This is a genomic window from Brevibacillus fulvus (genome assembly GCF_016908525.1).
GTDB classification, from domain to species: domain Bacteria; phylum Bacillota; class Bacilli; order Brevibacillales; family Brevibacillaceae; genus Brevibacillus_G; species Brevibacillus_G fulvus.
In genome coordinates this window covers 283559-302841 of record NZ_JAFBEB010000002.1, presented here as the reverse complement: position 1 = coordinate 302841, position 19283 = coordinate 283559, and the positions used below count along the sequence as shown (strand labels likewise).

Sequence of the window (19283 nt, the reverse complement as noted above, 5' to 3'; positions counted from 1 at the left end):
CTCCTTTAGGACGAGTGACAAACCTGCAAAAAAACAACCTCTGAGAGGTTGTTTTTTCAGCCAGCTGTTTATTTGTTGCTCGGAGTTTCAAAGAGCACTTGCTCTTCGATAATTTCTTCCAACGCTTGCCCGACAAATTTTTTCGAGCGGGGTCTATCCAATTGCAAATTGTTGTCTTCCCGCAATTGCCGCGCCCGTTTTGCGGCTACTGTCACCAATGTATATTTGCTTTCTACTTTGTCCACCAGTTTGTCTATCGATGGGTATAACATGTTGGTTAAACCTCCTTCAACCATTTGCGAAATTTATGGATTTGGCGCTCTTTCCTCAAGTGTTCCGCCATAATGATGGCTTCGATTTTTTCACAAGCGCAATCGACGACGTCATTGACAACAACATAGTCGTATTTGTCCATCAATTCGATTTCCGCTTTGGCCACTTCCATGCGGTTGCGAATGGATTCTTCCGACTCGGTTCCTCGCCCGACGATGCGATTTTGCAATTCCGCCAAATCGGGAGGAGCGAGGAAGAGAAAAATGCCTTCCGGGAATTTTTCTTTGACCTGCAAGGCTCCCTGCACTTCTATCTCGAGAATGACATCCCGACCGCTGGCCAATGTTTCTTCTACGAAACGGCGCGGTGTCCCATAGTAATTCCCTACATATTCAGCCCATTCCAACAGCTCGTTTTCCGCAATCATCCGTTCAAATTCCGCTCTGCTTTTAAAGAAATAGTTGACGCCCTCTATTTCTCCGGCACGAGGGGCACGCGTCGTAGCCGAAACGGAATAGACCAAATTGGTCATGCGCTCGCGAAGCGCCTTGCAGATTGTCCCTTTTCCCACTCCTGAAGGTCCGGACAGAACCAAAAGGAGACCGCTGTCGTTCTCCATCTTCACACTTCAACTCCTAGTTTATTCATCCGACTCGTCATCTTTATGATGAACCAGTCTTTGCGCCACGGTTTCCGGCTGCACCGCAGAAAGTATCACATGGTCGCTATCCGTTATGATAACGGCTCTTGTGCGCCTGCCGTATGTAGCATCAATCAGCATGCAACGTTCCCGCGCGTCCTGGATAATCCGTTTGATCGGTGCTGATTCTGGGCTGACAATCGAAATGATGCGATTTGCGTTGACGATATTCCCAAAGCCAATGTTGATCAGTTTGATCGTCGCCATATGCCCAGTCATCCTTTCCCCGATCATTCGATATTTTGAACCTGCTCCCGCATCTTTTCGATCTCTGTTTTTATTTCGACAGCAAGTTGCTGAATCGGCAAATAATTGGCTTTCGAGCCAATCGTGTTCGCTTCCCGATTCATTTCCTGCAGAAGAAAGTCCAGCTTGCGCCCGACCGCTTCCGTCTTGGTCAGCTGCTCGCCGAATTGCGCGCAATGGCTCTCCAGGCGCGTCGTCTCTTCCGATATATCCGACCGCTCTGCGAACAGGACGATTTCTTGCAACAATCGCTGTTGATCAAGTTCAAAGCTAAACCCTTGAAGCGCATCTGTCAAGCGCTGATGCAGCCTGTGGCGATATTCTTCCACAGCCGCTTCCGCAAGCTCGCCAATTTGCTTGAGCCACTCGCCAATTTGCGTCAGCCTTTGCTGCAAATCGCGCATCAGCTTTTGCCCTTCCGCCTGCCTCATTTGCAACAGATCGATCACGGCTGCTTCCACCGTTTCCTCCAACAACTCGGCCAGCATTTCCGCCGGCGCAGTGGCGTCTTCTTTCTGTTGCAGCACGCCTGGCATGAGCAGCAAATCTTTTGCTGTCAGCTGATCCTGCAACGAAAAACGTTCAACCAGCTGTTTGGCCCCCTGCACATAAAGTTCAGCCTGGTTCCAATCGATCGCCGCTTCTGCCGAGTGAGCGTCGCCGCTGTGTTCAATGGCGACATTAACTTCGACCCGGCCGCGCTGAATATATTGAGAAACGATTTTTTTAACATGACCCTCAAGCATTCCCCATGATTTTGGCAAGCGTACGACCACTTCGCAAAAACGATGGTTCACCGAGCGCATCTCGACTGTCAGCTGGAAGGATGCCTGGAAAGCTACTTTTCGCCCATATCCTGACATGCTTCGGATCATCTGAATCCCACTTTCCCAAATTGGTTAAACAGGTAATGAAAAGATCCCGTCAATCACCTGAAAATCGTTAATTAATTATAGGAGACAATCATTCCCAGTGTCAACCGACCAGCATTCATCATCTTGGGCAATCGGGTTTCCTATGGTACACTTGCCTAGGTATCCATTTTTACGATTCTGTTCCCTGCAAAGAGGCCAACTCTTTGCATTGAAGTTTGAGGTGAATGTCAATGGCTTTTGATGGTGTTGTGATGCGGGCGGTCAGCGAAGAACTGTCTTCGCTGGTCGGCAGCCGTATCTCCCGTATATATCAACCGCATACCAGTGATATCGTTTTGCAGCTCCGGGGGCATAACGGCAATCACAAGTTACTTTTGTCGGCCAATCCGACCTATCCGCGGCTCCATCTCACTACCGAGGAGTTCGTCAATCCACAAGAGGCGCCGATGTTTTGCATGTTGCTGCGCAAACATTGCGAAGGCGGCGTAATTGTCTCCATTGAGCAGGTCGAGATGGAACGCGTCGTTCATATCGATGTAAGAGCAAGAGATGAGCTGGGCGACGTCTCCGTCAAGCGAATCGTTATCGAAATTATGGGCAAGCACAGCAATATTATTCTGATCGATCCGGAAAGCGGGCAAATCTTGGACAGCGTTTTTCATGTCACGCCGGCGATCAGCCAATATCGGCAAGTGCTGCCAGGCCGGCTTTACGTGTTTCCGCCGGAACAGGGCAAACAAAATCCGCTGACGGTGACGGAGCAGCAATTCATTCACGCCCTTGACTGGAACGGCGGCAAGCTGGATCGGCAAATCGTCAATCGGTTCACCGGAATCAGTCCGCTGCTGGCAAAAGAGATACTCCACCGCGCCGAACTGTCCACCCGCGAGAAACTTTGGACCGCTTTCGCCGCGATGATGGAGCCTATTAAGCGTCATCAATATACGCCGCTGATCGCCGAAAAGGACGGGCGCACCTATTTTTCCGTCACGGAATTGAGTCATCTGGAGCCAGCCAAAGTCACGCGCTTTTCTTCCGTCAGCGCTTGTCTGCAGGCGTATTACCAAGTGAAATCGATGCGCGACGTGGTCAAGCAAAAGGTGCATGATTTGATTCGTATCGTCACCACGGAACGCAACAAAAACGAGAAAAAAATTGAAAAGTTGGAACAGACCCTGGCAGAAGCGGCAGAGGCCGACCAGTTCCGCCTTTACGGAGAATTGATCACCGCCAATATGCACCAAATCTCGCGCGGCGACCGCGAACTGATCGCCGTTAACTGGTACGATCCCGAAGGGGGAACCGTGACCATTCCATTGGACCCGTTGAAAACGCCATCGGAAAACTTGCAAGCTTACTATCGCCGTTACAATAAAGCGAAAAACAGCATTCAGGTTGTCGAGGAACAAATCATGCAAGCCAAACAGGAGATTGCCTATATGGATGGGCTGCTTGTCCAACTGGAGCATGCCTCCCTGCCGGAAGCGGAAGAAATTCGCGAGGAAATGGTCGAGCAAGGATATGTGCGAAACCGCAACAAGCGCAACGCCAAAAAGAAAAAGGAAGCTCGCCCCGAACCGGACGTCTATTACTCCAACGATGGCACGATGATTTTGGTGGGCAAAAACAACAAGCAAAACGATTACTTGACCAACAAGCTGGCGGCCAGCAACGAAACCTGGCTGCATACGAAAGACATTCCCGGCTCGCACGTCGTCATCCGCGCTCGCCAGTTCTCCGAGCAAACATTGTACGAGGCGGCGCGCTTGGCTGCCTACTTCAGCAAAGCAAGCCAAGGAAACCAGGTGCCGGTCGATTACACTTTGGTTAAACACGTGAAGAAACCGAGCGGCGCAAAACCGGGCTATGTCATCTATGAACAACAGCGGACGCTCTACGTCACACCGCCTGACGAGGAAACGGTGCGAAGCATGAAAAACCGCCCCGCCGAAGCGCCCGAAACGCATAGCGATACCCGCTAAGTCCATACTAAGAGCATGAAAGGAGGTGTTCATTTTTTGAACATCTTACTTAAGCTCCTGGGGAATGGAATTGTAGCCGTTCCGGGTTTGATCTGGTCGGGTACAGGTTTTGGGTTCGCGGCAATCACCAGTGTTTTGGTTTCCCTTATTTCCTACCTGGTCGGCGATCGGCTGCTTCTCCCGAAAACGAATAATATGTTCGCCAGCCTCGCCGACCTGCTGCTTTCCTTTTTGCTGTTCTGGGCGATTACCTTCTTGTTTTACGAATGGTTTTCCTTAAACGGTATCTTTCTGACCGCGTTTGCCGTAGCCATTGTCGAATATTTCTATCATGCATACTTGCAGCGACAAGGTACCCACCATTCCAAACATCCAGGATGAAAACTTCGAGCGAAAAAGGGTGTGTCGGAATGAATGTGATTGGCATTGTCCAAAACGATTTAAACGAGTTTACGGTGTTGTTTGAGCCAAATGGTTCGCAAGCAAACAATCAAGACAACAGCAGCAGCGACAACGGAGGACAGAATCAAAACAGCGGCGGCGCTTCCTCCTTTTTGAACTTGCTCGGCCTCGATTCTTCTGCGGGAAATTCCCAGCAAGGACAACAAAATCAGCAGAGTCAGCAGCAGCAACAATCGCAGCCCCAGGAGATGACCGTCCGCATCAAAGGCATCCCCGAAGGGCAGAAGGCGACCTTTTTGCAAATGTACCAAATCCTTGAGGATGCCAAGGAAGAAAAGGATTTGGAAAGCAAACTGACCATCGTCAACCGTGGAAACCCAGAGTTGGTATCACAGGGCGGCTCCAATTAAAACTGTAAAAAAAGGAGAGGCGAGTCAACAACCCGGCTTCTCCTTTTTTGTGCTCGCTCAACGGCTGTCGGTACGCATTGTCCGCTTCATTCGATCGAGTTCCAGACGATTCATGGCTGTCTCTTTCACGGCAAACTCCACATCCCCCCTCAAGTGATCCACATGGCTTTGCATGGCACGCAACAGCTCGGGCAAACCGTCCGGCTGGTTATCTTCCAGCGATTGCAGCAACTCCTTGATGTCCGACAAAACGCTCTCCATTCCCTTCAGTTGCAGGTCGGTGCTGTCCATGCGCTGCTGATCTGCTTCCCACTTCTCCTCCATCCCCAGCAACCGTTTCTCCAGTGCTTCCAGTTTCCCTTCACTGCTTTCCAGCCGCTGATCCAAACCTTCCAATTGAAGTTCGATGCGTTCCAGGCTCCGTTCCACTTGACCGATCTGTTGCTCTGTCTCTTGCCCATCGCTTTCGATACTATCCAGACGCCTTCCCGCCTCTTCCAACAACCTCTCCAATCGCTCCAGTTTTTCCATGATCGCCTGCAGGGAATCCTGCATCGTCTCCTGAAGCTGTTCCTTCCATTCATTCATGCCGTTCCCCCCTTGCCTACCACTTATTTATGCGCGGAAGCAGGAAACATCCATAAAAAAAACACCAGTCTGCCTCGACTGGTGTTTAAACGACTATGTAATTCCCCCGCTCTGCCGTTCAGCCTCATGTTTCTTTAACCTGCAACTAACAGGTGGGTGACCCGTCCATGCTTCTGCCTTCCCATTCGTCCATACAGGAGGTGGGCCTGACATACATCATGAAGTTCTGTCTCCCTAGAAACACTCAAGGTTAAAAACATAAGTAGCCTTACGCACATCGCAGGATAACGTTTGTTCGTTCCGTTGTTATGAACTTATCCTATCATATTTGCATCGACTGCTCAATGTAAAATATTCCCACGCGAAAGGCAACAGACGAAAAGCGCCTCCGCTTTCAAGCAACGGAGGCGAGCAAGGCAGTATGTTCGGAGCTTAGTACATATCACTGCTTTCATACCCTCTGTAACCGCGGTAGCCGTACATTCCTAAATGGCCGTGTTGGTAACCATGGTGATGGTAAGCATGATGGTGGTGATAATCGAACATACCGGAAGAAGAGGACTCACGATGTTTCCTGTCGTGTTTGGCATAATGCTCACATTCGGTTTTGTAAAACGGCACTAACTTGCAAACCTTTTTGTAATATTTTTTCTTGCAGCATTTTTTGCATTTGCATTTTGTCTTGCATTTATTGCATCCGCAACTCATCCCGTCACCCCCTCGCTGTTTACAGTTACAAGGTATGAGCTAAGGGCTGCGTGCGAATGGTACAAAAATCCAATCTTTGCGAAAATAGACGATTAACCTGCCCTAAATTTCAACGGCGTTTGCCGGTCCGTCAATCTTCTTCCTCTTCGTCAAGGTCGTCGCCGGATAAATAGGTGATCGTTACCCCCAGCTCTTCCAGCAGACGCAACACTTCCTGATTCAACTGTTCATCGGCCAGCAGGCCAATCCCCTGTACCAGCTCCAGCTCTTCCAGGTCGCCGGATTCGGCATCCTCAATCAATTCCAGGACCTCTGTCATCTTTTTCTCGGTCAACTGGGCGACAATTTCTTGTTTTGTCATGACTGCACCTCGTTTGCGTTAGTTTATGTATCTTATATAATAAGGGAAATGCTGCAAAAAAAGGAGTGCCTGTACCGATGTATCCAGAGGAGTATATCATGTTTCTTGTTCATTTTCATGGAGACCGCGATTATTTTGAATGTCATGAAATTCTGGAAGACTACTGGAAAAGGACTCCGTCACCGGTTCGGTCCTCGATTTGGGTCGGTCTTATCCAACTGGCCGTCGCTCTCTACCACCAACGGCGCCAAAACTTTGCGGGGGCCGTCAAACTGTTGAGCAGCGCGATCGAAATAGTAAACAGCGACCCGGCGGGTATACAAAAACTCGGCCTCGATCCGCATGCGTTGCAGTCGCAATTAAAAGATCGACTGGCCGACATGCATCAACAAAAACCGTATACGAGCATGAATCTGCCGATCACCGATCCCGACTTGCTGGCCGCCTGCCAACAGCGCTGTACTGAACAAGGCTTCACCTTTGGCCAACCGAGTGAACTGACGAATGCCTATTTATTGGATAAACACAAATTGCGCGACCGCAGCGAAGTCATCGCCGAGCGCAACAGAAGCTTGCTGGCCAAGCGAAAGGCAAAGGAGCTTTAAAAGATCCACCAATATAGGCAGAGTACGATGCCTGTATCTGCCAGCAAATGGCTGAACCAGGTAACATAAAGGGTAGGATGGCGACGTTTCATCCACCCCCAGCCGGCTCCCACCACATAGACCAGCACAGTGATCAGCATTCCCCATTTCCAGCCGAACAACACCACGCCAATGATCAAATGGTACAGCGCGTAAAAAAAACTGCTGAGACCAATCGCCTGCCAATCGGGCAGATGCAACAGCAACCGCTGCTGAATGAAGCCACGCCAGAGTAATTCCTCCAGTAAGGAATTGACAATGATCAAATATGCGCCAAACAACCAGAGTGTTTGCTGGCGGATTCCCCAGGTGACCAAAACGGTCCGAACCCACTGCGGATCAGCTGACCGGCGGAACAGCAGCCAGACGCCGAGCACAATGGCTGCCAGCAAAAACAGCCCGCTCCCGAGCGAGAGCAGCAGGTTAGCGCGGTTCAGCTTTCCCCCCAGCCACGCATCCCGCCAATGTTTGCGCAGACGCCCTTCCCGCCACCCGTGCAATACGGGAATGCCCAGACAGACGATCAGATGAAAGACGATAAAAGTAACGACGATATCTTTTTGAATGACCAATCCGTATAAAATCGCAAAAGTTCCCAAAAAACCGTAAAGGATGATCCATAACAGTGAATTTTTTTGACTCATGCCGTATTGCCTCGCTTATCCATCCTTGCTTGTATCAATATGCCCCGGCCGCCAGGCAAAGATACAAACGCTGGTAAATAAGTGTAAAAGTGTGGATTGTGATTTTTATGAAATGGTGTAAACTAAAAAAGGGACTACTTTGTGAAAGGAGTGCAGCTGATGTCCTTTATATCCCCTACTGTATTAGGTATGATTGCGATGTTGTTAATGGCCGGATTTGTGATCATGGTTCGCATGCGTGCGGCAAAGCGGCCTGTTTCCATAAAGGGAATTATTTTGCCACCGATCTTTATGTCAACCGGATTTGTCATGTTTCATTTGCCGGAAGCGGTCACTCCTTTAAGTTACGATCTCATTGCTTTTTTCGTAGGCATGGTTTTCTCGGTGCCGCTGATTCTGACTTCCCGCTTTGAAATTGTCGGGCAAGATGTGTTTTTAAAACGTTCCAAGGCCTTTTTCTTTATCCTTTTCGGCTTGTTGGTCATTCGTTTTGCGATCAAACTGATCGTCGGCGATTCATTCTCCCCCTTGCAATCTGCCGGTCTGTTCTTTATACTGGCTTATGGAATGATTGTGCCGTGGCGCATTGCCATGCTGGTGATGTACCGCCAACTGGTCAAAAAGTTTCTGATTCGCACTTGATAAGAAATGAGCATCAACACATATACAAAAATGTTTTCTAGGGTTCCGCAGCGGAATGGCTGGTCTGGTCCAAGAGAAAACTCACAGTATCACACTGTGCCACGGAAGGATAAAAGCCTGGGAGATTACGATCTTCCAGGTTTTTATTTTTTTCAGGCTCAATCGGTTGAGGAGGAGAGCAGAACTTATGAAAAGCGATTGGATAAAAGTATTGATTGCCGCGGTGTTTGAGGTGCTATGGGTGATCGGCTTGAAGCATGCCGACAGCCTCTGGAGTTGGGCAGGGACATTGCTTGCCATCCTGATCAGTTTCTACGGCTTGATTGCCGCAGGGCGGCGGCTGCCGGTCGGGACCGTTTATGCCACCTTTGTCGGCTTGGGCAGTGCGGGAACCGTGCTGTCGGAAATGTTTTTCTTTGGCGAACCGTTTGAACTGGCCAAATTGCTGTTGATTCTGCTGTTGCTGATCGGCGTGATCGGGCTGAAACAAGTGACCCCATCCGCGCCGGAAGAAGGGAGGAATTCTTAATGGACTGGCTGTTTCTCGTGTTGGCTGGTTGCATGGAGATGTTTGCCGTGACGATGATGAACAAATGGCACGCCGATCGCAAGTGGCTGTCCTTTCTCCTGCTGCTGCTCGGGTTTGGCGGAAGCTTCCTGTTTTTGGACCTGGCGATGGAAACGTTGCCGATGGGCACGGCCTACGCCGTCTGGACGGGAATCGGCGCAGCGGGTGCAGCGATCACGGGGATGCTCTTTTACCGGGAACCGAAAGACTGGAAGCGAATCGTGTTTATCGCCATGATTCTTGTGTCGGCGATCGGATTGAAACTGATTTCCTGATTGGTTTAGCCCGCTTCAGGAAACCAATACACAATCCTCCTGTCCGCGCTGGAACAGGAGGCTTTCGTTTGCCTATTTCATATAATGATCGAGCAGTTCATAGCAACGCTCTTTGGTCAGGCGCGCCTGAGCAGTCAAATATTGAAACGATTCCAGCGAGCCGCCCTGAAACGCGGCTGCCTCGCCTTTTGCCGCTTCGTCGCGGTGTTGAACCCATGCTCGCTGTTCGTCCCTGAGTTTGCTCATTTCAGCGGCAGGCAGTTGCTCGTTGAGCGCGCGGTATATTTCATTTAGCGCTTGATCCCATTTTTTGTAGATTTCGCCGGCAGCTTCGTTCATCTCCGCTTGCGTTCCATTTTGCCATTTCTCATGTGCCGCCGAGAGCTCAGCTTCAATTCCGTCCAGCTTTTTCCGATACGCCGCTTTTTCCTTTGTCTCCTGCGCGCTAGCACCTGCTTTTGCGCCGGGTTTGGCTGATTGAGCGGCAGCCACAGCCGCGCCCGACCCGGTGTTGCCCGCAACGGCACCTGGTTGCGGTTGATCGGTGCTGCAGCCGGCCATCAACAAAACGGATGCGATCGCGATGAGAAATGGTTTCATTTTTGATACCCCATCGTTGCTTTCACCGCTTGTTTCCAGCCTTGATACAGTTCCCGACGGCGGGATTCCTCCAGTTGCGGGGAAAAGGTCCGTTCAATCACTTTGTTGCGGGCGATCTCATCCATGCTGTTCCAGTAAGAGACAGCCAGCCCGGCCAAATATGCCGCTCCCAGGGCTGTCGTTTCATTGACCCGCGGCCGCTCCACTTCTGTGGCGAGAATGTCTGCCTGAAACTGCAGCAAAAAGTTATTGGCAGCCGCTCCGCCATCTACCGCCAGTCTTTGCAGTTGAATCCCCGCATCGGCTTCCATCGCCTCCAGCACATCGCGGGTTTGATAGGCGAGCGATTCCAGCGCTGCCCGAATCAGATGGTCGGAAGTCGTTCCCCGCGTAATGCCAAAGATGGCACCGCGCGCCTGCGAATCCCAATAGGGAGCGCCCAATCCCACAAACGCCGGGACGAGATAAAGCCCATCCGTACTTTCCACCGCCTGGGCATGTCTTTCCGAATCGGCGGCGTTGGTGAGCAGTTTCATCCCGTCTCGCAGCCACTGTATGGCGGCGCCGGCAACAAAAATGCTGCCTTCCAGCGCATAATTGACCTTGCCGTTCACTCCCCAGGCGATCGTCGTCAGCAACCCGTTCTTGGAACGGACGGCTTGCTCTCCGGTATTCATCAACATGAAACAGCCGGTGCCGTATGTATTTTTGGCCGTACCTTTGTCAAAACATGCCTGGCCAAACAACGCCGCTTGCTGGTCGCCGGCAATGCCGGCAATCGGCAGAGGAGTCTCAAACAGGCTTTTGGCTGTATAGCCATAAATTTCGCTCGACGCTTTCACTTGCGGCAGCATCTGTTTGGGAACCGTCAACAACTCCAGCAGCTGATCGTCCCAATCCAACGTGTGGATGTTAAACAATAAAGTTCGTGACGCGTTGGAATAATCGGTAACATGGACCTTGCCATCGGTCAGCTTCCAGACCAGCCAGCTGTCAATCGTTCCAAACAGCAAGTCGCCGTTTTCCGCCTTCGCTCTCGCTCCCTCGACTTGATCGAGAATCCATTTCACTTTTGTCCCCGAGAAATACGGATCGATCAGCAAACCGGTCTTCTCCTTGATCAGCGGTTCCCAGCCCGCTTCTTTCAACTGTTGGCATAGCTCCAGCGTTTGTCTGCTTTGCCAAACGATCGCGCGGTAGACCGGTTTTCCCGTCCGTCTATCCCAGACCACGGTCGTTTCCCGCTGGTTGGTAATGCCGATCCCGGCAATCTGTTGCGGTTTTACATGGTTTTCCAGCAACACCCGTTTCAGCACGTTCAACTGCGACTCCCAAATTTCTTCCGCGTCGTGCTCCACCCAGCCCGGCTTGGGATAATATTGGGTCAGTTCTTCCTGGGCCACCCCAATCATTGCCCCCGAATGGTCAAACAGGATGGCACGCGAACTGGTTGTTCCCTGGTCAAGCGACAAAATATACGTTTCCGCCAATTCCATTCCCCCCTCAACTTACCCTCATTTTAAACAATGTTTGCGCGAAGGAAAACCTCCCGTTACCAGAAGAAGGAAAACCTTCGATCAGCAAAAAAGTCCGTCACCCCTCTGGCCGGTTGCCCATATACATAACCTAGTTGATGTCTATTTGAGGTGATAAACATGGTGACAAGACCACCAATCTTGCGGCCCGGTGATACGATCGGCATCGTGACATTGGGCAGCCCGCTGGATGCGGCGACGATCAACCAGCGACTGGAAACCTTGGTCGGAATGGGTTTTCAGGTTGTATTGGGTGAGTATGTGTATGCCCAAACCGGGATGGTTGCGGGAACAGACCAGCAACGCGCTTCCGACTTGATGAACATGTTTGAAAACCCGGATGTAAAAATGATCCTGCCCACACGCGGCGGAGTCGGGGTGGCGGGGATTATTCCCCATTTGGACTTTCGCGTCATTCGCCGCAATCCGAAAATTGTTACGGGATACAGCGATATTACCGTCCTGCTGAACGTCCTGTATCAATATGGAAATCTGATTACTTTGCAAAGCTTAATGTTGATCGATTTTCAACAAGCCACGCCTGTTTATAATTTCGAGCAATTTTTCTCGGCCGTTACCACCACGACCGCCCCGAGAGTGATCGAAAACCCTCCAGGCATGGCCCAAATCAGCCGAGTCCCCGGAAATGTCATCGGTCCGATTGTGGGAGGGAACTTAACCTCTTTTGTCGATACGTTAGGAACACCTTTTGAGATTGACACGCGTGGAAAGATATTGTTGATCGAAGAAACTCACGAACCGACCAACAGTGTCTACCGCATGTTAAATCAATTGCGTCTGGCCGGCAAATTTGCCGATTGTCTCGGCATCATCATGGGTGAATGCACAAATTGTCCGATCTCGTATAATACGTCCTACGAGGATTTGATCAACGGCTTTATGGTACCATTGGGCAAACCGCTGATGACTAATGTTGCGACAGCGCACGGGTATTATAAAGCGGCGATTCCGATCGGGGCGGTTGCCCAGTTGGATACGATCAACAATCGCTTGACCGTGCTCGACCCGATTGTATCGAATCGCTTGCCTCCCGCCTGACACAAAGCCCGCTCGGCGATGCTAGCATCACACGCGAGCGGGCTTTGCGGTTTGCGGATTGATCAAATTCGGTTGGGCAGCAGAACGCCATAATGTGCCGGGGAAACACGGGCCCAATAAAATAACGCCAGCAAAAAGCATACAGCTGCACATAACAGCAAAAGTTCACGTTTTTTCCACTTGGGCATTTGATAAAAGCGATGATGGCGGTTGCGAATCTGGAAACCTTTGGCGTCGAGCGCATTGGCGATGAGTTGCACTCTGCGCAATGAAGTAAAAATCAACGGAACAAGCAGAAAACCGTATTTTCGCAGTTTTTCCTGCAACCTTCCCCGATCCAGTTGCAGCCCCCTGACCAGCTGCGCCTCCCGAATCGTCTCCAGATCATTTTTTACCAACGGAATGAAGCGAAAGATTAAGGAAATCAGAAAGCCGATGGAAAACGGCACGCCGATTCCCCGCAAGGCAAGGGCAAGCTGCCGAGGGGTCGTCGTCAAGAAAAAGTACATGCTGAGCAATGTCACGTTGGCAATTCGCAGACCCATCCCGATCGACCACAATATTCCTGTATCTGTAATCTGCACCGGATAACTGACCAATGGGATCGTTCCCCGCCAGTAAGCGGTACCTTCTCGCACAAACAAAAGCCAGCTCAGCATCGTGAACAATGCGCCCAACCCGCCGAGCAGCCAGTACAATTTTCGCATTGACCGCGGCCAGCCCAAATACGTGATTAACAACAGATCACCCAGCCAACACAAAAGCAGCACTCGCGGATCTTGGAAAATAAACGAAAGGCTGCCCAACAATACCCAGAGAAGCAAGAAGAAACCGGGATGCACCGTTGACATTGGCTTCGCGTTCGTCTTATTCATCGGTCGTTCAGGTCAACTCCTTTACAAGCCGGTCCTGCAGCTCGGCTAACGTGAGCGGCAACGGCGTCAACCCAAGCGCCTGCGCAAAACGACTGACAGCGGGAGGCTCCACTTGCGCCAGACTGAGCGCATTCGTTTGCGCAAACACATGCCGCGGCTCGCCGTCACAAACGATTTCCCCTTTGTGCAAGACGAGCACGCGCTGGGCGTACTCCGCAACCAACCGCATGTCGTGTGTGATCGCCAAAATCGTATGCCCCTGTCGGTGCAAACTTTGAATCAATGCCATCATCTCCATGACGCCACGGTGATCCAATCCGGTGGTCGGTTCATCGAGAACGATTACGCGCGGTTTCATGGCCAATATGGAAGCAACGGCGATTTTTTGCCGCGTTCCCTTACTGACAAAGTACGGTTCTTCCTCCCGGTAAGGCAACAGCCCGACAGCTTCCAAAGCTTGCGTCACCCTTTCTTCAATCTCCGCTTTCGCTAAGCCGAGATTGCTTGGGCCAAACGCCACTTCCTCGCCAATCGTCGATTGAAAAATTTGATGATCGGGATTCTGGTAACAATAGGAAACGATGCGTGACAGCTCGGCAACCGAGACCTCGCGCGTATCCCGTCCTTCCACGTAGACCGCCCCATCGGTCGGTTTGTACAGACCGTTGCAATGTTTGGCCAACGTCGTCTTCCCCGAGCCGTTTCCGCCGATCAACGCGATAAACTCGCCGGAGCGAATGCTGAGGTCGATCTGTTTTAATACCGGCTGCTCCGCCTTGTAATGAAAGCTGACCTTTTCAAAGCGAATGATTGAGTCGCTCATGTCTCCCCCTCCGTTGTTCCTCCATCCGTTGAAATGCCGCAATCATCTCCTCGACCGTCAGCGAAGTCGGCTCCGCTTGCAGCTGACCCTGCTCCGTCAGCCAATGGTGCAGCTTGATCATATCCGGAACAAAGATTCCCTCTTGTTCCAATAAACCGATTTGTTGAAAAAAGGAAGCCGTCGGTAAATCCAGCCGAAGGTCCCCCTCGCTGAGCAGCACGACGCGGTCGCAAAAACGGGCCAACTCTTCCGTCGCATGCGAAGAGACGACAATCGTCATCTTCTCCTCCCGTCTGAGACGGTGCAGCAATTGAAAAACCTCGGCGGCGCCTTTTGGGTCAAGCTCCGATGTCGGTTCGTCCAGGATCAAAATTTGCGGCGATACCGCCAGTGCCGAGGCAATCGCTACCCGCTGTTTCTCGCCGCCAGACAGTTCAAACGGCGACCGGGCTTCAAATCCTTGCAGACCGACCAACTGCAGCACTTCCTCAATTCGCCGCTCGATCTGCTGATCGGAATATCCTTTGTTTTCCAATGAAAAGGCGATCTCCTCTTCCACCGTCAAGCCGATAAACTGCGTCTCCGGATCTTGAAAGACGATGCCGATCTCGCCAGCGGCCAACCGTTGTCCCGCAAACGAACCGGCATAATTGGCCGGAATCAAGCCGGCCAACGTCAACAGCAGCGTTGTTTTTCCTGAACCGGAGCGGCCGACGACGCCTACTGCTTCGCCTGCCTGCAGCTGCAAGTGGAGCTGACGCAAAACCGGAGCCTGTCCCTCTTCATAAGACCAACTGACATCGCTTAGCGAAAGGATCGGCTGGCCGGTCACGGTCGATAACTCCTTGGCGCTTCATAGCCGGAGGAAACAGCGCGGCCGCGATACAGACCGGACCGTTTGACGAACGGATAAAGCAATTTCAACAGGATTGGCCCCAGGATTGCGGTTGCAATCGCCTGATTGAGGAAAACGACCGGGATAAATTCATAGGCCACTTCGACCGGAGTAAAGCCGAGCGCCACATTCAGCAAAATGGAACAAGCCACGACGGCAGAAGCGACCAGCACGACGAACAAATAATATTGCACATAGCTGCGCCCCGTCTTCAAGGCCGGATGACTGACAGCCAGCAAGGAAATAAACCCGCCGAGAAAGTTGGAGATCAATCCCGCTGCCAAAATGTGCGGGGCGGCACTGCCGGTTAACAAGTCGCTGACCATATTGCCAAAAGCCAAACCGATGCAGCCGGGCAAGCCAAAGAGAATGCCGAATACCGGTTGCAAGGCATTGGCCGGACGAATCGGAACCTGTGGAATGATTTTGATTTGCGCCAATGTTAACAGAGCGACCGCATACAGTGCGGCTGTGACCACGATCAATACAAAATCGACCGTCGTCCATTTGCGACGAAAAATGGATGAGAGCATACGTTTACCTCCTATTTGCCATGCCTAGTGTAAAATGCCAAATCTATGTCTAATCTTACCCCGCCCCTTTCGTTCTGGCAATAAGGCCGGCACAAAGCAAAAGAACCCGGGGGTACTTGCCCGGGTTCTTCGCTCGTGTGGCTGGCAGATCAGAAATTAAAGTTATCCGGATCGGCGCCGAAACGTTTGTTTTGGTTCAACCCATTGATTTTTTCCACATCTTCCGCAGAAAGTTCGAAATCGAAGATGTCGCTGTTTTCGATAATCCGCTGTTCTTTTACCGATTTCGGAATGGTGACCACACCTTGTTGCAAGTCCCAACGCAAGACGATTTGCGCCGGCGTCTTTTGGTATTTTTCCGCCAGTTCTTTTAACAGTGGCAGATCCAGATTGCCTTGCATCAGCGGGCTCCATGCCTCCATTTGGATGTTGTTTTCCTTCGTGAATTGGAGCAGCTCCCTTTGCGTGAGCAGCGGGTGGAATTCAACTTGATCAACCATCGGGACAATTTCGCAATCCGCCATCAAATCTTGCAGGTGATGCACATGGAAGTTGCTGACGCCGATCGCGCGGACAACGCCGTCTTTATACAGCTTCTCCAGCGCTTTCCACGTGTCTTTGTATTTTCCTTTCACCGGCCAGTGAATCAGGTACAGATCAACATATGTAAGGCCAAGCTTTTTGCGGCTCTCTTCGAACGCGCGTAGCGTGGAATCATAGCCTTGTTCGGAATTCCAAATTTTTGTCGTAATAAACAAATCTTCGCGAGCAACGCCGGATTGTTGGATTGCACGTCCAACGCCTTCTTCGTTGCCATAGACAGCTGCCGTATCAATACTGCGGTAGCCGTTTTTGATCGCTGTTGCAACCGCATGTTCCACTTCGCCTTCAGCAGTCACTTTCCAGACCCCGAGACCGAGCCAAGGCATCTTTACGCCATTATGCAGAACAGTGGTATCAGCAATATGTTTGCCCATCCAAACTCTCCTCCAGTTCAATTGGATAAATATAGCAGCACGCTGCTCTTACTATCATACCACAACATTCCGTTCCAACTTACACTTTGCCCCGCAATTCTCCATAAAAAAACCGATCTCCCGTTACCAGGAAATCGGTTGTTTGCTTCGGCTCGTCAGACGAGAATGCCCCCGCCGCTTTTCCGGTATTTCAAAATTCCTTCGGCCGCCCGGTAAGCCAGCGCGCCTACCGTTCCCGTCGGGTTATAGCCGCTGTTATGCGCAAAAGCGGAAGCACCGACCACAAACAAATTTTCCACATCCCACATCTGCAAATAAGAGTTTACGGCAGAGGTGGCCGGATCTGCACCCATAATCACTCCGCCGGTGTTATGGGTCGACTGGTAAGGCGTAATATCGTACGGCCCGAGTTCCTTGGCTGTCTCAACCAGGCTCGGCTTCATTTCTTTGACGATATCCTCGCATCTGGAAGCGAGATATTGCGTCAATTGACGATCCTGCTCCTCAAAATCAAAGGTGATGCGAATGAGCGGATCGCCGTAAGCATCGCGATAGGTCGGGTCAAGATCCAGATAATGATGGCGGAATGGCATGCAAGCGCCTTGTGCCGCGACACTGATCGTACTGTTGTAATACTTGATCGACGCTGCCTTGAACTCTTTTCCCCATCCCGGTGTTCCTTTGGGCACAAGATTGTTTTGAATCGGCCGCTTACCGGTTTGCGTATAGGCAATATTGGCGCCATGGATGAAATTGAGGTCAGAGTGATCAAAGTTGTCCCCGTTGAAATCATCCAGGCAAGCTCCGAGCGATCCGGCACCGGCGAACGTATTGAATTCGGAATCATTAAAGAAGCCGACCGACTGCCCCTTGAACACTTGGTATGCGTAGTTCTTGCCGATCACGCCGGTATTGTTGGCGGCATTGTAGGGACGGCCCAAATTGGACATCAGCAACAGCCGTACGTTATTGAACACAAAGCTGGTCAGCACGACAATGTCGGCCGGCTGTTCAATTTCTTCTCCCGTCGTCACATCAACATACAGCACACCTGTTGCTCTGTTTCCAGTATGTAAAATCCGTCGGACATTGGAATGGGAGCGAATCTCAAATTTGCCGGTCTTTTTCGCCACCGGTATCACGGTCACCACCGGATCAGCTTTCGCTCCGTATTCACAGCCAAACCGCTCGCAGTAGCCGCAATACTGACAAGCGGCTCTGGCTACCCCGTCAGGGTTGGTGTAGTTCTCGGACAGATTGGCGGACGGCACCATATAGGGATGAAGATTAAGCTTCTTGGCCGCTTCAATAAACATGTTGACCGTTGGCGATTTTTTCATCGGCGGAGTCGGATATTTGTCCGAGCGTTTGCCGCCCAGAGGATTCTCTTCGCCAGAAATCCCCGCCATTTTCTCGAATTTGTCAAAATACGGCTCCAGCTCATCATAGGTGATGCCCCAATCTTGAATGGTCATCTCCGCCGGGATTTTATTGGCGCCATACCGTTCGATCGTTTGCGTGCGGATTTGAAAATCATACGGCAAAAAGCGGTACGTTTGTCCATTCCAGTGCACACCCGCGCCACCCAGCCCGTCCCCGAGCAAAAAGGACCCATAGGAACGCATCGGCAATGCCCTGACTTTTTCGTTACTGCGAAATGTAACCGTTTCTCTGGAAAGATCTTGCATCAGTTCATAGCGGAGCGCGTAGCGAAGCTCATCGTGAACCATAAAATAATCTTCGGTTTTTCTTTCTTTGCCGCGCTCCAAACCTACGACGGTCAATCCGGCTTTGGTCAGTTCGGAAGCGAGAATGCCCCCGGTCCAACCAACGCCAACAAGTACTACATCCACTTTCGGAAGTCTCTTCGGCATAATGGACACCTCTTTTACATTAATGAGATAAATGATCTCGCAAACTGGCAGGCTTGATTTGCGGCAGTCCCTCCTTCTCGATGATATTGGCGTAAGACATTTGATTGCCCGGATACTTTTTCAAATTCCAGCCACTCATGTTTTTGTTGCCGCCGTACAACGGATCAGCGTATACCCCTTCCAATGTGTTTGTGACCAACATTTTGAAAAAGCCGCTGGCAGATGTCGTCGTCAATTTGATTTCGTCTTTTTCAAAAGCGGTCAGAACCGCATCTTGTTCTTCCGGAGCCAAATCATAGAAGTTCTTTTTATACTTGCTCATGCTGTAATTCTGCATTTCCCTCAAGCCAATTTCGTAAATTTCCCTTCTGCGCAATCGCCCTTGATACCCTTGAACCTTTTCGCCGGGGAAAAACGGCGGTTGCATATAATCACGGGCATTAAAGCCGTATTCGCCAGCCAATTGGTGGTCAATGAAGAAGGCCACGCCGAGATCACGGGCCCCTGGTCCGTTGTCATCCTTGGGAAAAATTCTTTCAGTTGCAGCGTCGACAACCTTGAATTGCTCCTGGGTAAAAAACATCAATGCCTGGTTAAAATCGGGAGTTTGTTGCGGCGCTGACTGGTTGGGGGCTGGTGTTTGCTGCTTCGGCTCGCGTCCCAGCAAGCTTCCCAGAACGCCGCCGACGACCAATCCCCCGATCGCATAACCGGAGTTTGCTAAAAATTTTCGCCTCGATATTGTGGAAGAATCTTTGTTTTCTTCTTGATTTGCCAAAAGAATCCACCTCCTA

The 19283-nt window shown here is 51.0% G+C and carries 24 protein-coding genes, 1 other RNA gene and 1 riboswitch; of the genes, 8 read left to right on the top strand and 17 right to left on the bottom strand.

The window, feature by feature from the left end; translation table 11 throughout:
• Window positions 1–68: 68 nt before the first annotated feature.
• From rpoZ to JOD01_RS04845, 4 genes are read right to left on the bottom strand one after another with little or no spacing between them, the layout of a single operon-like run.
• The gene (rpoZ, locus tag JOD01_RS04860; RefSeq protein WP_204517114.1) at window positions 69–272 is read right to left on the bottom strand and encodes a DNA-directed RNA polymerase subunit omega; all 204 of its coding nucleotides are present in this window, start codon (window positions 270–272) and stop codon (window positions 69–71) included.
• A 5-nt stretch (window positions 273–277) separates the two neighbouring features.
• Window positions 278–892, bottom strand: coding sequence for a guanylate kinase (gene gmk, locus JOD01_RS04855; RefSeq protein ID WP_204517226.1), 615 nt, complete (start codon window positions 890–892; stop codon window positions 278–280).
• 21 nt (window positions 893–913) lie between these two features.
• The gene (remA, locus tag JOD01_RS04850) at window positions 914–1180 is read right to left on the bottom strand and encodes an extracellular matrix/biofilm regulator RemA (RefSeq protein WP_204517113.1); all 267 of its coding nucleotides are present in this window, start codon (window positions 1178–1180) and stop codon (window positions 914–916) included.
• 23 nt (window positions 1181–1203) lie between these two features.
• The gene (locus JOD01_RS04845; protein WP_204517112.1) at window positions 1204–2094 is read right to left on the bottom strand and encodes a YicC/YloC family endoribonuclease; all 891 of its coding nucleotides are present in this window, start codon (window positions 2092–2094) and stop codon (window positions 1204–1206) included.
• A gap of 230 nt (window positions 2095–2324) precedes the next feature.
• Between JOD01_RS04845 and JOD01_RS04840 the strand changes: the two genes are divergently transcribed.
• Genes JOD01_RS04840 through JOD01_RS04830 form a run of 3 tightly spaced genes read left to right on the top strand, consistent with a single transcriptional unit; the run spans window position 2325 to window position 4888 of the window.
• The gene (locus tag JOD01_RS04840) at window positions 2325–4076 is read left to right on the top strand and encodes an Rqc2 family fibronectin-binding protein (protein WP_204517111.1); all 1752 of its coding nucleotides are present in this window, start codon (window positions 2325–2327) and stop codon (window positions 4074–4076) included.
• A 36-nt stretch (window positions 4077–4112) separates the two neighbouring features.
• Window positions 4113–4457 carry a DUF2512 family protein gene (locus JOD01_RS04835; RefSeq protein WP_204517110.1) on the top strand — a complete coding sequence of 115 codons (345 nt, stop codon included), beginning with the start codon at window positions 4113–4115 and terminating at the stop codon, window positions 4455–4457.
• Between the two features lie 29 nt (window positions 4458–4486).
• On the top strand, window positions 4487–4888 hold the full coding sequence (locus JOD01_RS04830; RefSeq protein WP_204517109.1) for a hypothetical protein: 402 nt from the start codon (window positions 4487–4489) through the stop codon (window positions 4886–4888).
• 57 nt (window positions 4889–4945) lie between these two features.
• Here the strand turns inward: JOD01_RS04830 and JOD01_RS04825 are convergent, their stop codons facing one another.
• From JOD01_RS04825 to JOD01_RS04815, 3 genes are all read right to left on the bottom strand, one after another.
• Window positions 4946–5476, bottom strand: coding sequence for a hypothetical protein (locus JOD01_RS04825; protein ID WP_204517108.1), 531 nt, complete (start codon window positions 5474–5476; stop codon window positions 4946–4948).
• 99 nt (window positions 5477–5575) lie between these two features.
• Window positions 5576–5765, bottom strand: a non-coding RNA gene (gene ssrS, locus JOD01_RS04820) — 6S RNA.
• A gap of 549 nt (window positions 5766–6314) precedes the next feature.
• On the bottom strand, window positions 6315–6545 hold the full coding sequence (locus JOD01_RS04815; RefSeq protein WP_204517107.1) for a hypothetical protein: 231 nt from the start codon (window positions 6543–6545) through the stop codon (window positions 6315–6317).
• A 98-nt stretch (window positions 6546–6643) separates the two neighbouring features.
• Here JOD01_RS04815 and JOD01_RS04810 point away from each other — a divergent pair, with 98 nt between their 5' ends.
• Window positions 6644–7150, top strand: coding sequence for a DUF309 domain-containing protein (locus tag JOD01_RS04810; protein WP_338028524.1), 507 nt, complete (start codon window positions 6644–6646; stop codon window positions 7148–7150).
• Here JOD01_RS04810 and JOD01_RS04805 read toward each other — a convergent pair.
• Complete coding sequence (locus JOD01_RS04805) at window positions 7147–7833, bottom strand: CPBP family intramembrane glutamic endopeptidase (RefSeq protein ID WP_204517105.1); 687 nt, start codon at window positions 7831–7833, stop codon at window positions 7147–7149. The genes JOD01_RS04810 and JOD01_RS04805 overlap by 4 nt on opposite strands.
• Window positions 7834–7992: 159 nt before the next feature.
• Here JOD01_RS04805 and JOD01_RS04800 point away from each other — a divergent pair, with 159 nt between their 5' ends.
• The 3 genes from JOD01_RS04800 (at window position 7993) to JOD01_RS04790 (ending at window position 9318) form a co-directional block, all read left to right on the top strand.
• Window positions 7993–8475 (top strand): CcdC family protein, encoded by a 483-nt coding sequence (locus JOD01_RS04800; protein ID WP_204517104.1) that lies wholly within the window; start codon window positions 7993–7995, stop codon window positions 8473–8475.
• 26 nt (window positions 8476–8501) lie between these two features.
• A riboswitch (guanidine-I (ykkC/yxkD leader) is annotated at window positions 8502–8601 on the top strand.
• 61 nt (window positions 8602–8662) lie between these two features.
• On the top strand, window positions 8663–9004 hold the full coding sequence (locus JOD01_RS04795) for a DMT family transporter (protein ID WP_204517103.1): 342 nt from the start codon (window positions 8663–8665) through the stop codon (window positions 9002–9004).
• Entirely contained in the window at window positions 9004–9318 is a 315-nt protein-coding gene (locus JOD01_RS04790) for a DMT family transporter (RefSeq protein ID WP_204517102.1), read from the top strand. The genes JOD01_RS04795 and JOD01_RS04790 overlap by 1 nt, the downstream gene beginning before the upstream one ends.
• Before the next feature lie 72 nt (window positions 9319–9390).
• On the opposite strand, the gene JOD01_RS04785 is transcribed toward JOD01_RS04790, so the two are convergent.
• Entirely contained in the window at window positions 9391–9918 is a 528-nt protein-coding gene (locus JOD01_RS04785) for a lysozyme inhibitor LprI family protein (protein ID WP_204517101.1), read from the bottom strand.
• Complete coding sequence (glpK, locus tag JOD01_RS04780) at window positions 9915–11408, bottom strand: glycerol kinase GlpK (RefSeq protein ID WP_239565198.1); 1494 nt, start codon at window positions 11406–11408, stop codon at window positions 9915–9917. Before glpK ends, JOD01_RS04785 begins: the two co-directional genes overlap by 4 nt.
• A 165-nt stretch (window positions 11409–11573) precedes the next feature.
• Between glpK and JOD01_RS04775 the strand changes: the two genes are divergently transcribed.
• Window positions 11574–12512, top strand: a complete 939-nt coding sequence (locus tag JOD01_RS04775; protein ID WP_204517099.1) for a S66 peptidase family protein — start codon at window positions 11574–11576, stop codon at window positions 12510–12512.
• 62 nt (window positions 12513–12574) lie between these two features.
• Here JOD01_RS04775 and JOD01_RS04770 read toward each other — a convergent pair whose 3' ends face one another.
• From JOD01_RS04770 to JOD01_RS04740, 7 genes are all read right to left on the bottom strand, one after another.
• On the bottom strand, window positions 12575–13387 hold the full coding sequence (locus JOD01_RS04770) for an energy-coupling factor transporter transmembrane component T (protein ID WP_239565197.1): 813 nt from the start codon (window positions 13385–13387) through the stop codon (window positions 12575–12577).
• A 7-nt stretch (window positions 13388–13394) separates the two neighbouring features.
• On the bottom strand, window positions 13395–14210 hold the full coding sequence (locus JOD01_RS04765) for an energy-coupling factor ABC transporter ATP-binding protein (protein WP_204517098.1): 816 nt from the start codon (window positions 14208–14210) through the stop codon (window positions 13395–13397).
• Window positions 14185–15042, bottom strand: a complete 858-nt coding sequence (locus JOD01_RS04760) for an ATP-binding cassette domain-containing protein (protein WP_204517097.1) — start codon at window positions 15040–15042, stop codon at window positions 14185–14187. The genes JOD01_RS04765 and JOD01_RS04760 overlap by 26 nt, the downstream gene beginning before the upstream one ends.
• Window positions 15039–15638 carry a QueT transporter family protein gene (locus JOD01_RS04755; RefSeq protein WP_204517096.1) on the bottom strand — a complete coding sequence of 200 codons (600 nt, stop codon included), beginning with the start codon at window positions 15636–15638 and terminating at the stop codon, window positions 15039–15041. The genes JOD01_RS04760 and JOD01_RS04755 overlap by 4 nt, the downstream gene beginning before the upstream one ends.
• A gap of 149 nt (window positions 15639–15787) precedes the next feature.
• On the bottom strand, window positions 15788–16615 hold the full coding sequence (locus tag JOD01_RS04750; RefSeq protein ID WP_204517095.1) for an aldo/keto reductase: 828 nt from the start codon (window positions 16613–16615) through the stop codon (window positions 15788–15790).
• A 155-nt stretch (window positions 16616–16770) separates the two neighbouring features.
• Window positions 16771–18489, bottom strand: a complete 1719-nt coding sequence (locus JOD01_RS04745; RefSeq protein WP_204517094.1) for a GMC family oxidoreductase — start codon at window positions 18487–18489, stop codon at window positions 16771–16773.
• A 19-nt stretch (window positions 18490–18508) separates the two neighbouring features.
• Window positions 18509–19267, bottom strand: coding sequence for a gluconate 2-dehydrogenase subunit 3 family protein (locus tag JOD01_RS04740; RefSeq protein WP_204517093.1), 759 nt, complete (start codon window positions 19265–19267; stop codon window positions 18509–18511).
• Window positions 19268–19283: the final 16 nt, after the last annotated feature.

What these genes read in the sequence shown, in the direction of transcription:
- rpoZ (WP_204517114.1), bottom strand. Translation starts at nt 272, where the DNA reads ATGTTATACCCATCGATAGACAAACTGGTGGACAAAGTAGAAAGCAAA.
- gmk (WP_204517226.1), bottom strand. Translation starts at nt 892, where the DNA reads ATGGAGAACGACAGCGGTCTCCTTTTGGTTCTGTCCGGACCTTCAGGA.
- remA (WP_204517113.1), bottom strand. Translation starts at nt 1,180, where the DNA reads ATGGCGACGATCAAACTGATCAACATTGGCTTTGGGAATATCGTCAAC.
- JOD01_RS04845 (WP_204517112.1), bottom strand. Translation starts at nt 2,094, where the DNA reads ATGATCCGAAGCATGTCAGGATATGGGCGAAAAGTAGCTTTCCAGGCA.
- JOD01_RS04840 (WP_204517111.1), top strand. Translation starts at nt 2,325, where the DNA reads ATGGCTTTTGATGGTGTTGTGATGCGGGCGGTCAGCGAAGAACTGTCT.
- JOD01_RS04830 (WP_204517109.1), top strand. Translation starts at nt 4,487, where the DNA reads ATGAATGTGATTGGCATTGTCCAAAACGATTTAAACGAGTTTACGGTG.
- JOD01_RS04825 (WP_204517108.1), bottom strand. Translation starts at nt 5,476, where the DNA reads ATGAATGAATGGAAGGAACAGCTTCAGGAGACGATGCAGGATTCCCTG.
- JOD01_RS04815 (WP_204517107.1), bottom strand. Translation starts at nt 6,545, where the DNA reads ATGACAAAACAAGAAATTGTCGCCCAGTTGACCGAGAAAAAGATGACA.
- JOD01_RS04810 (WP_338028524.1), top strand. Translation starts at nt 6,644, where the DNA reads ATGTTTCTTGTTCATTTTCATGGAGACCGCGATTATTTTGAATGTCAT.
- JOD01_RS04805 (WP_204517105.1), bottom strand. Translation starts at nt 7,833, where the DNA reads ATGAGTCAAAAAAATTCACTGTTATGGATCATCCTTTACGGTTTTTTG.
- JOD01_RS04800 (WP_204517104.1), top strand. Translation starts at nt 7,993, where the DNA reads ATGTCCTTTATATCCCCTACTGTATTAGGTATGATTGCGATGTTGTTA.
- JOD01_RS04795 (WP_204517103.1), top strand. Translation starts at nt 8,663, where the DNA reads ATGAAAAGCGATTGGATAAAAGTATTGATTGCCGCGGTGTTTGAGGTG.
- JOD01_RS04790 (WP_204517102.1), top strand. Translation starts at nt 9,004, where the DNA reads ATGGACTGGCTGTTTCTCGTGTTGGCTGGTTGCATGGAGATGTTTGCC.
- JOD01_RS04785 (WP_204517101.1), bottom strand. Translation starts at nt 9,918, where the DNA reads ATGAAACCATTTCTCATCGCGATCGCATCCGTTTTGTTGATGGCCGGC.
- JOD01_RS04775 (WP_204517099.1), top strand. Translation starts at nt 11,574, where the DNA reads ATGGTGACAAGACCACCAATCTTGCGGCCCGGTGATACGATCGGCATC.
- JOD01_RS04770 (WP_239565197.1), bottom strand. Translation starts at nt 13,387, where the DNA reads ATGAATAAGACGAACGCGAAGCCAATGTCAACGGTGCATCCCGGTTTC.
- JOD01_RS04765 (WP_204517098.1), bottom strand. Translation starts at nt 14,210, where the DNA reads ATGAGCGACTCAATCATTCGCTTTGAAAAGGTCAGCTTTCATTACAAG.
- JOD01_RS04755 (WP_204517096.1), bottom strand. Translation starts at nt 15,638, where the DNA reads ATGCTCTCATCCATTTTTCGTCGCAAATGGACGACGGTCGATTTTGTA.
- JOD01_RS04750 (WP_204517095.1), bottom strand. Translation starts at nt 16,615, where the DNA reads ATGGGCAAACATATTGCTGATACCACTGTTCTGCATAATGGCGTAAAG.
- JOD01_RS04745 (WP_204517094.1), bottom strand. Translation starts at nt 18,489, where the DNA reads ATGCCGAAGAGACTTCCGAAAGTGGATGTAGTACTTGTTGGCGTTGGT.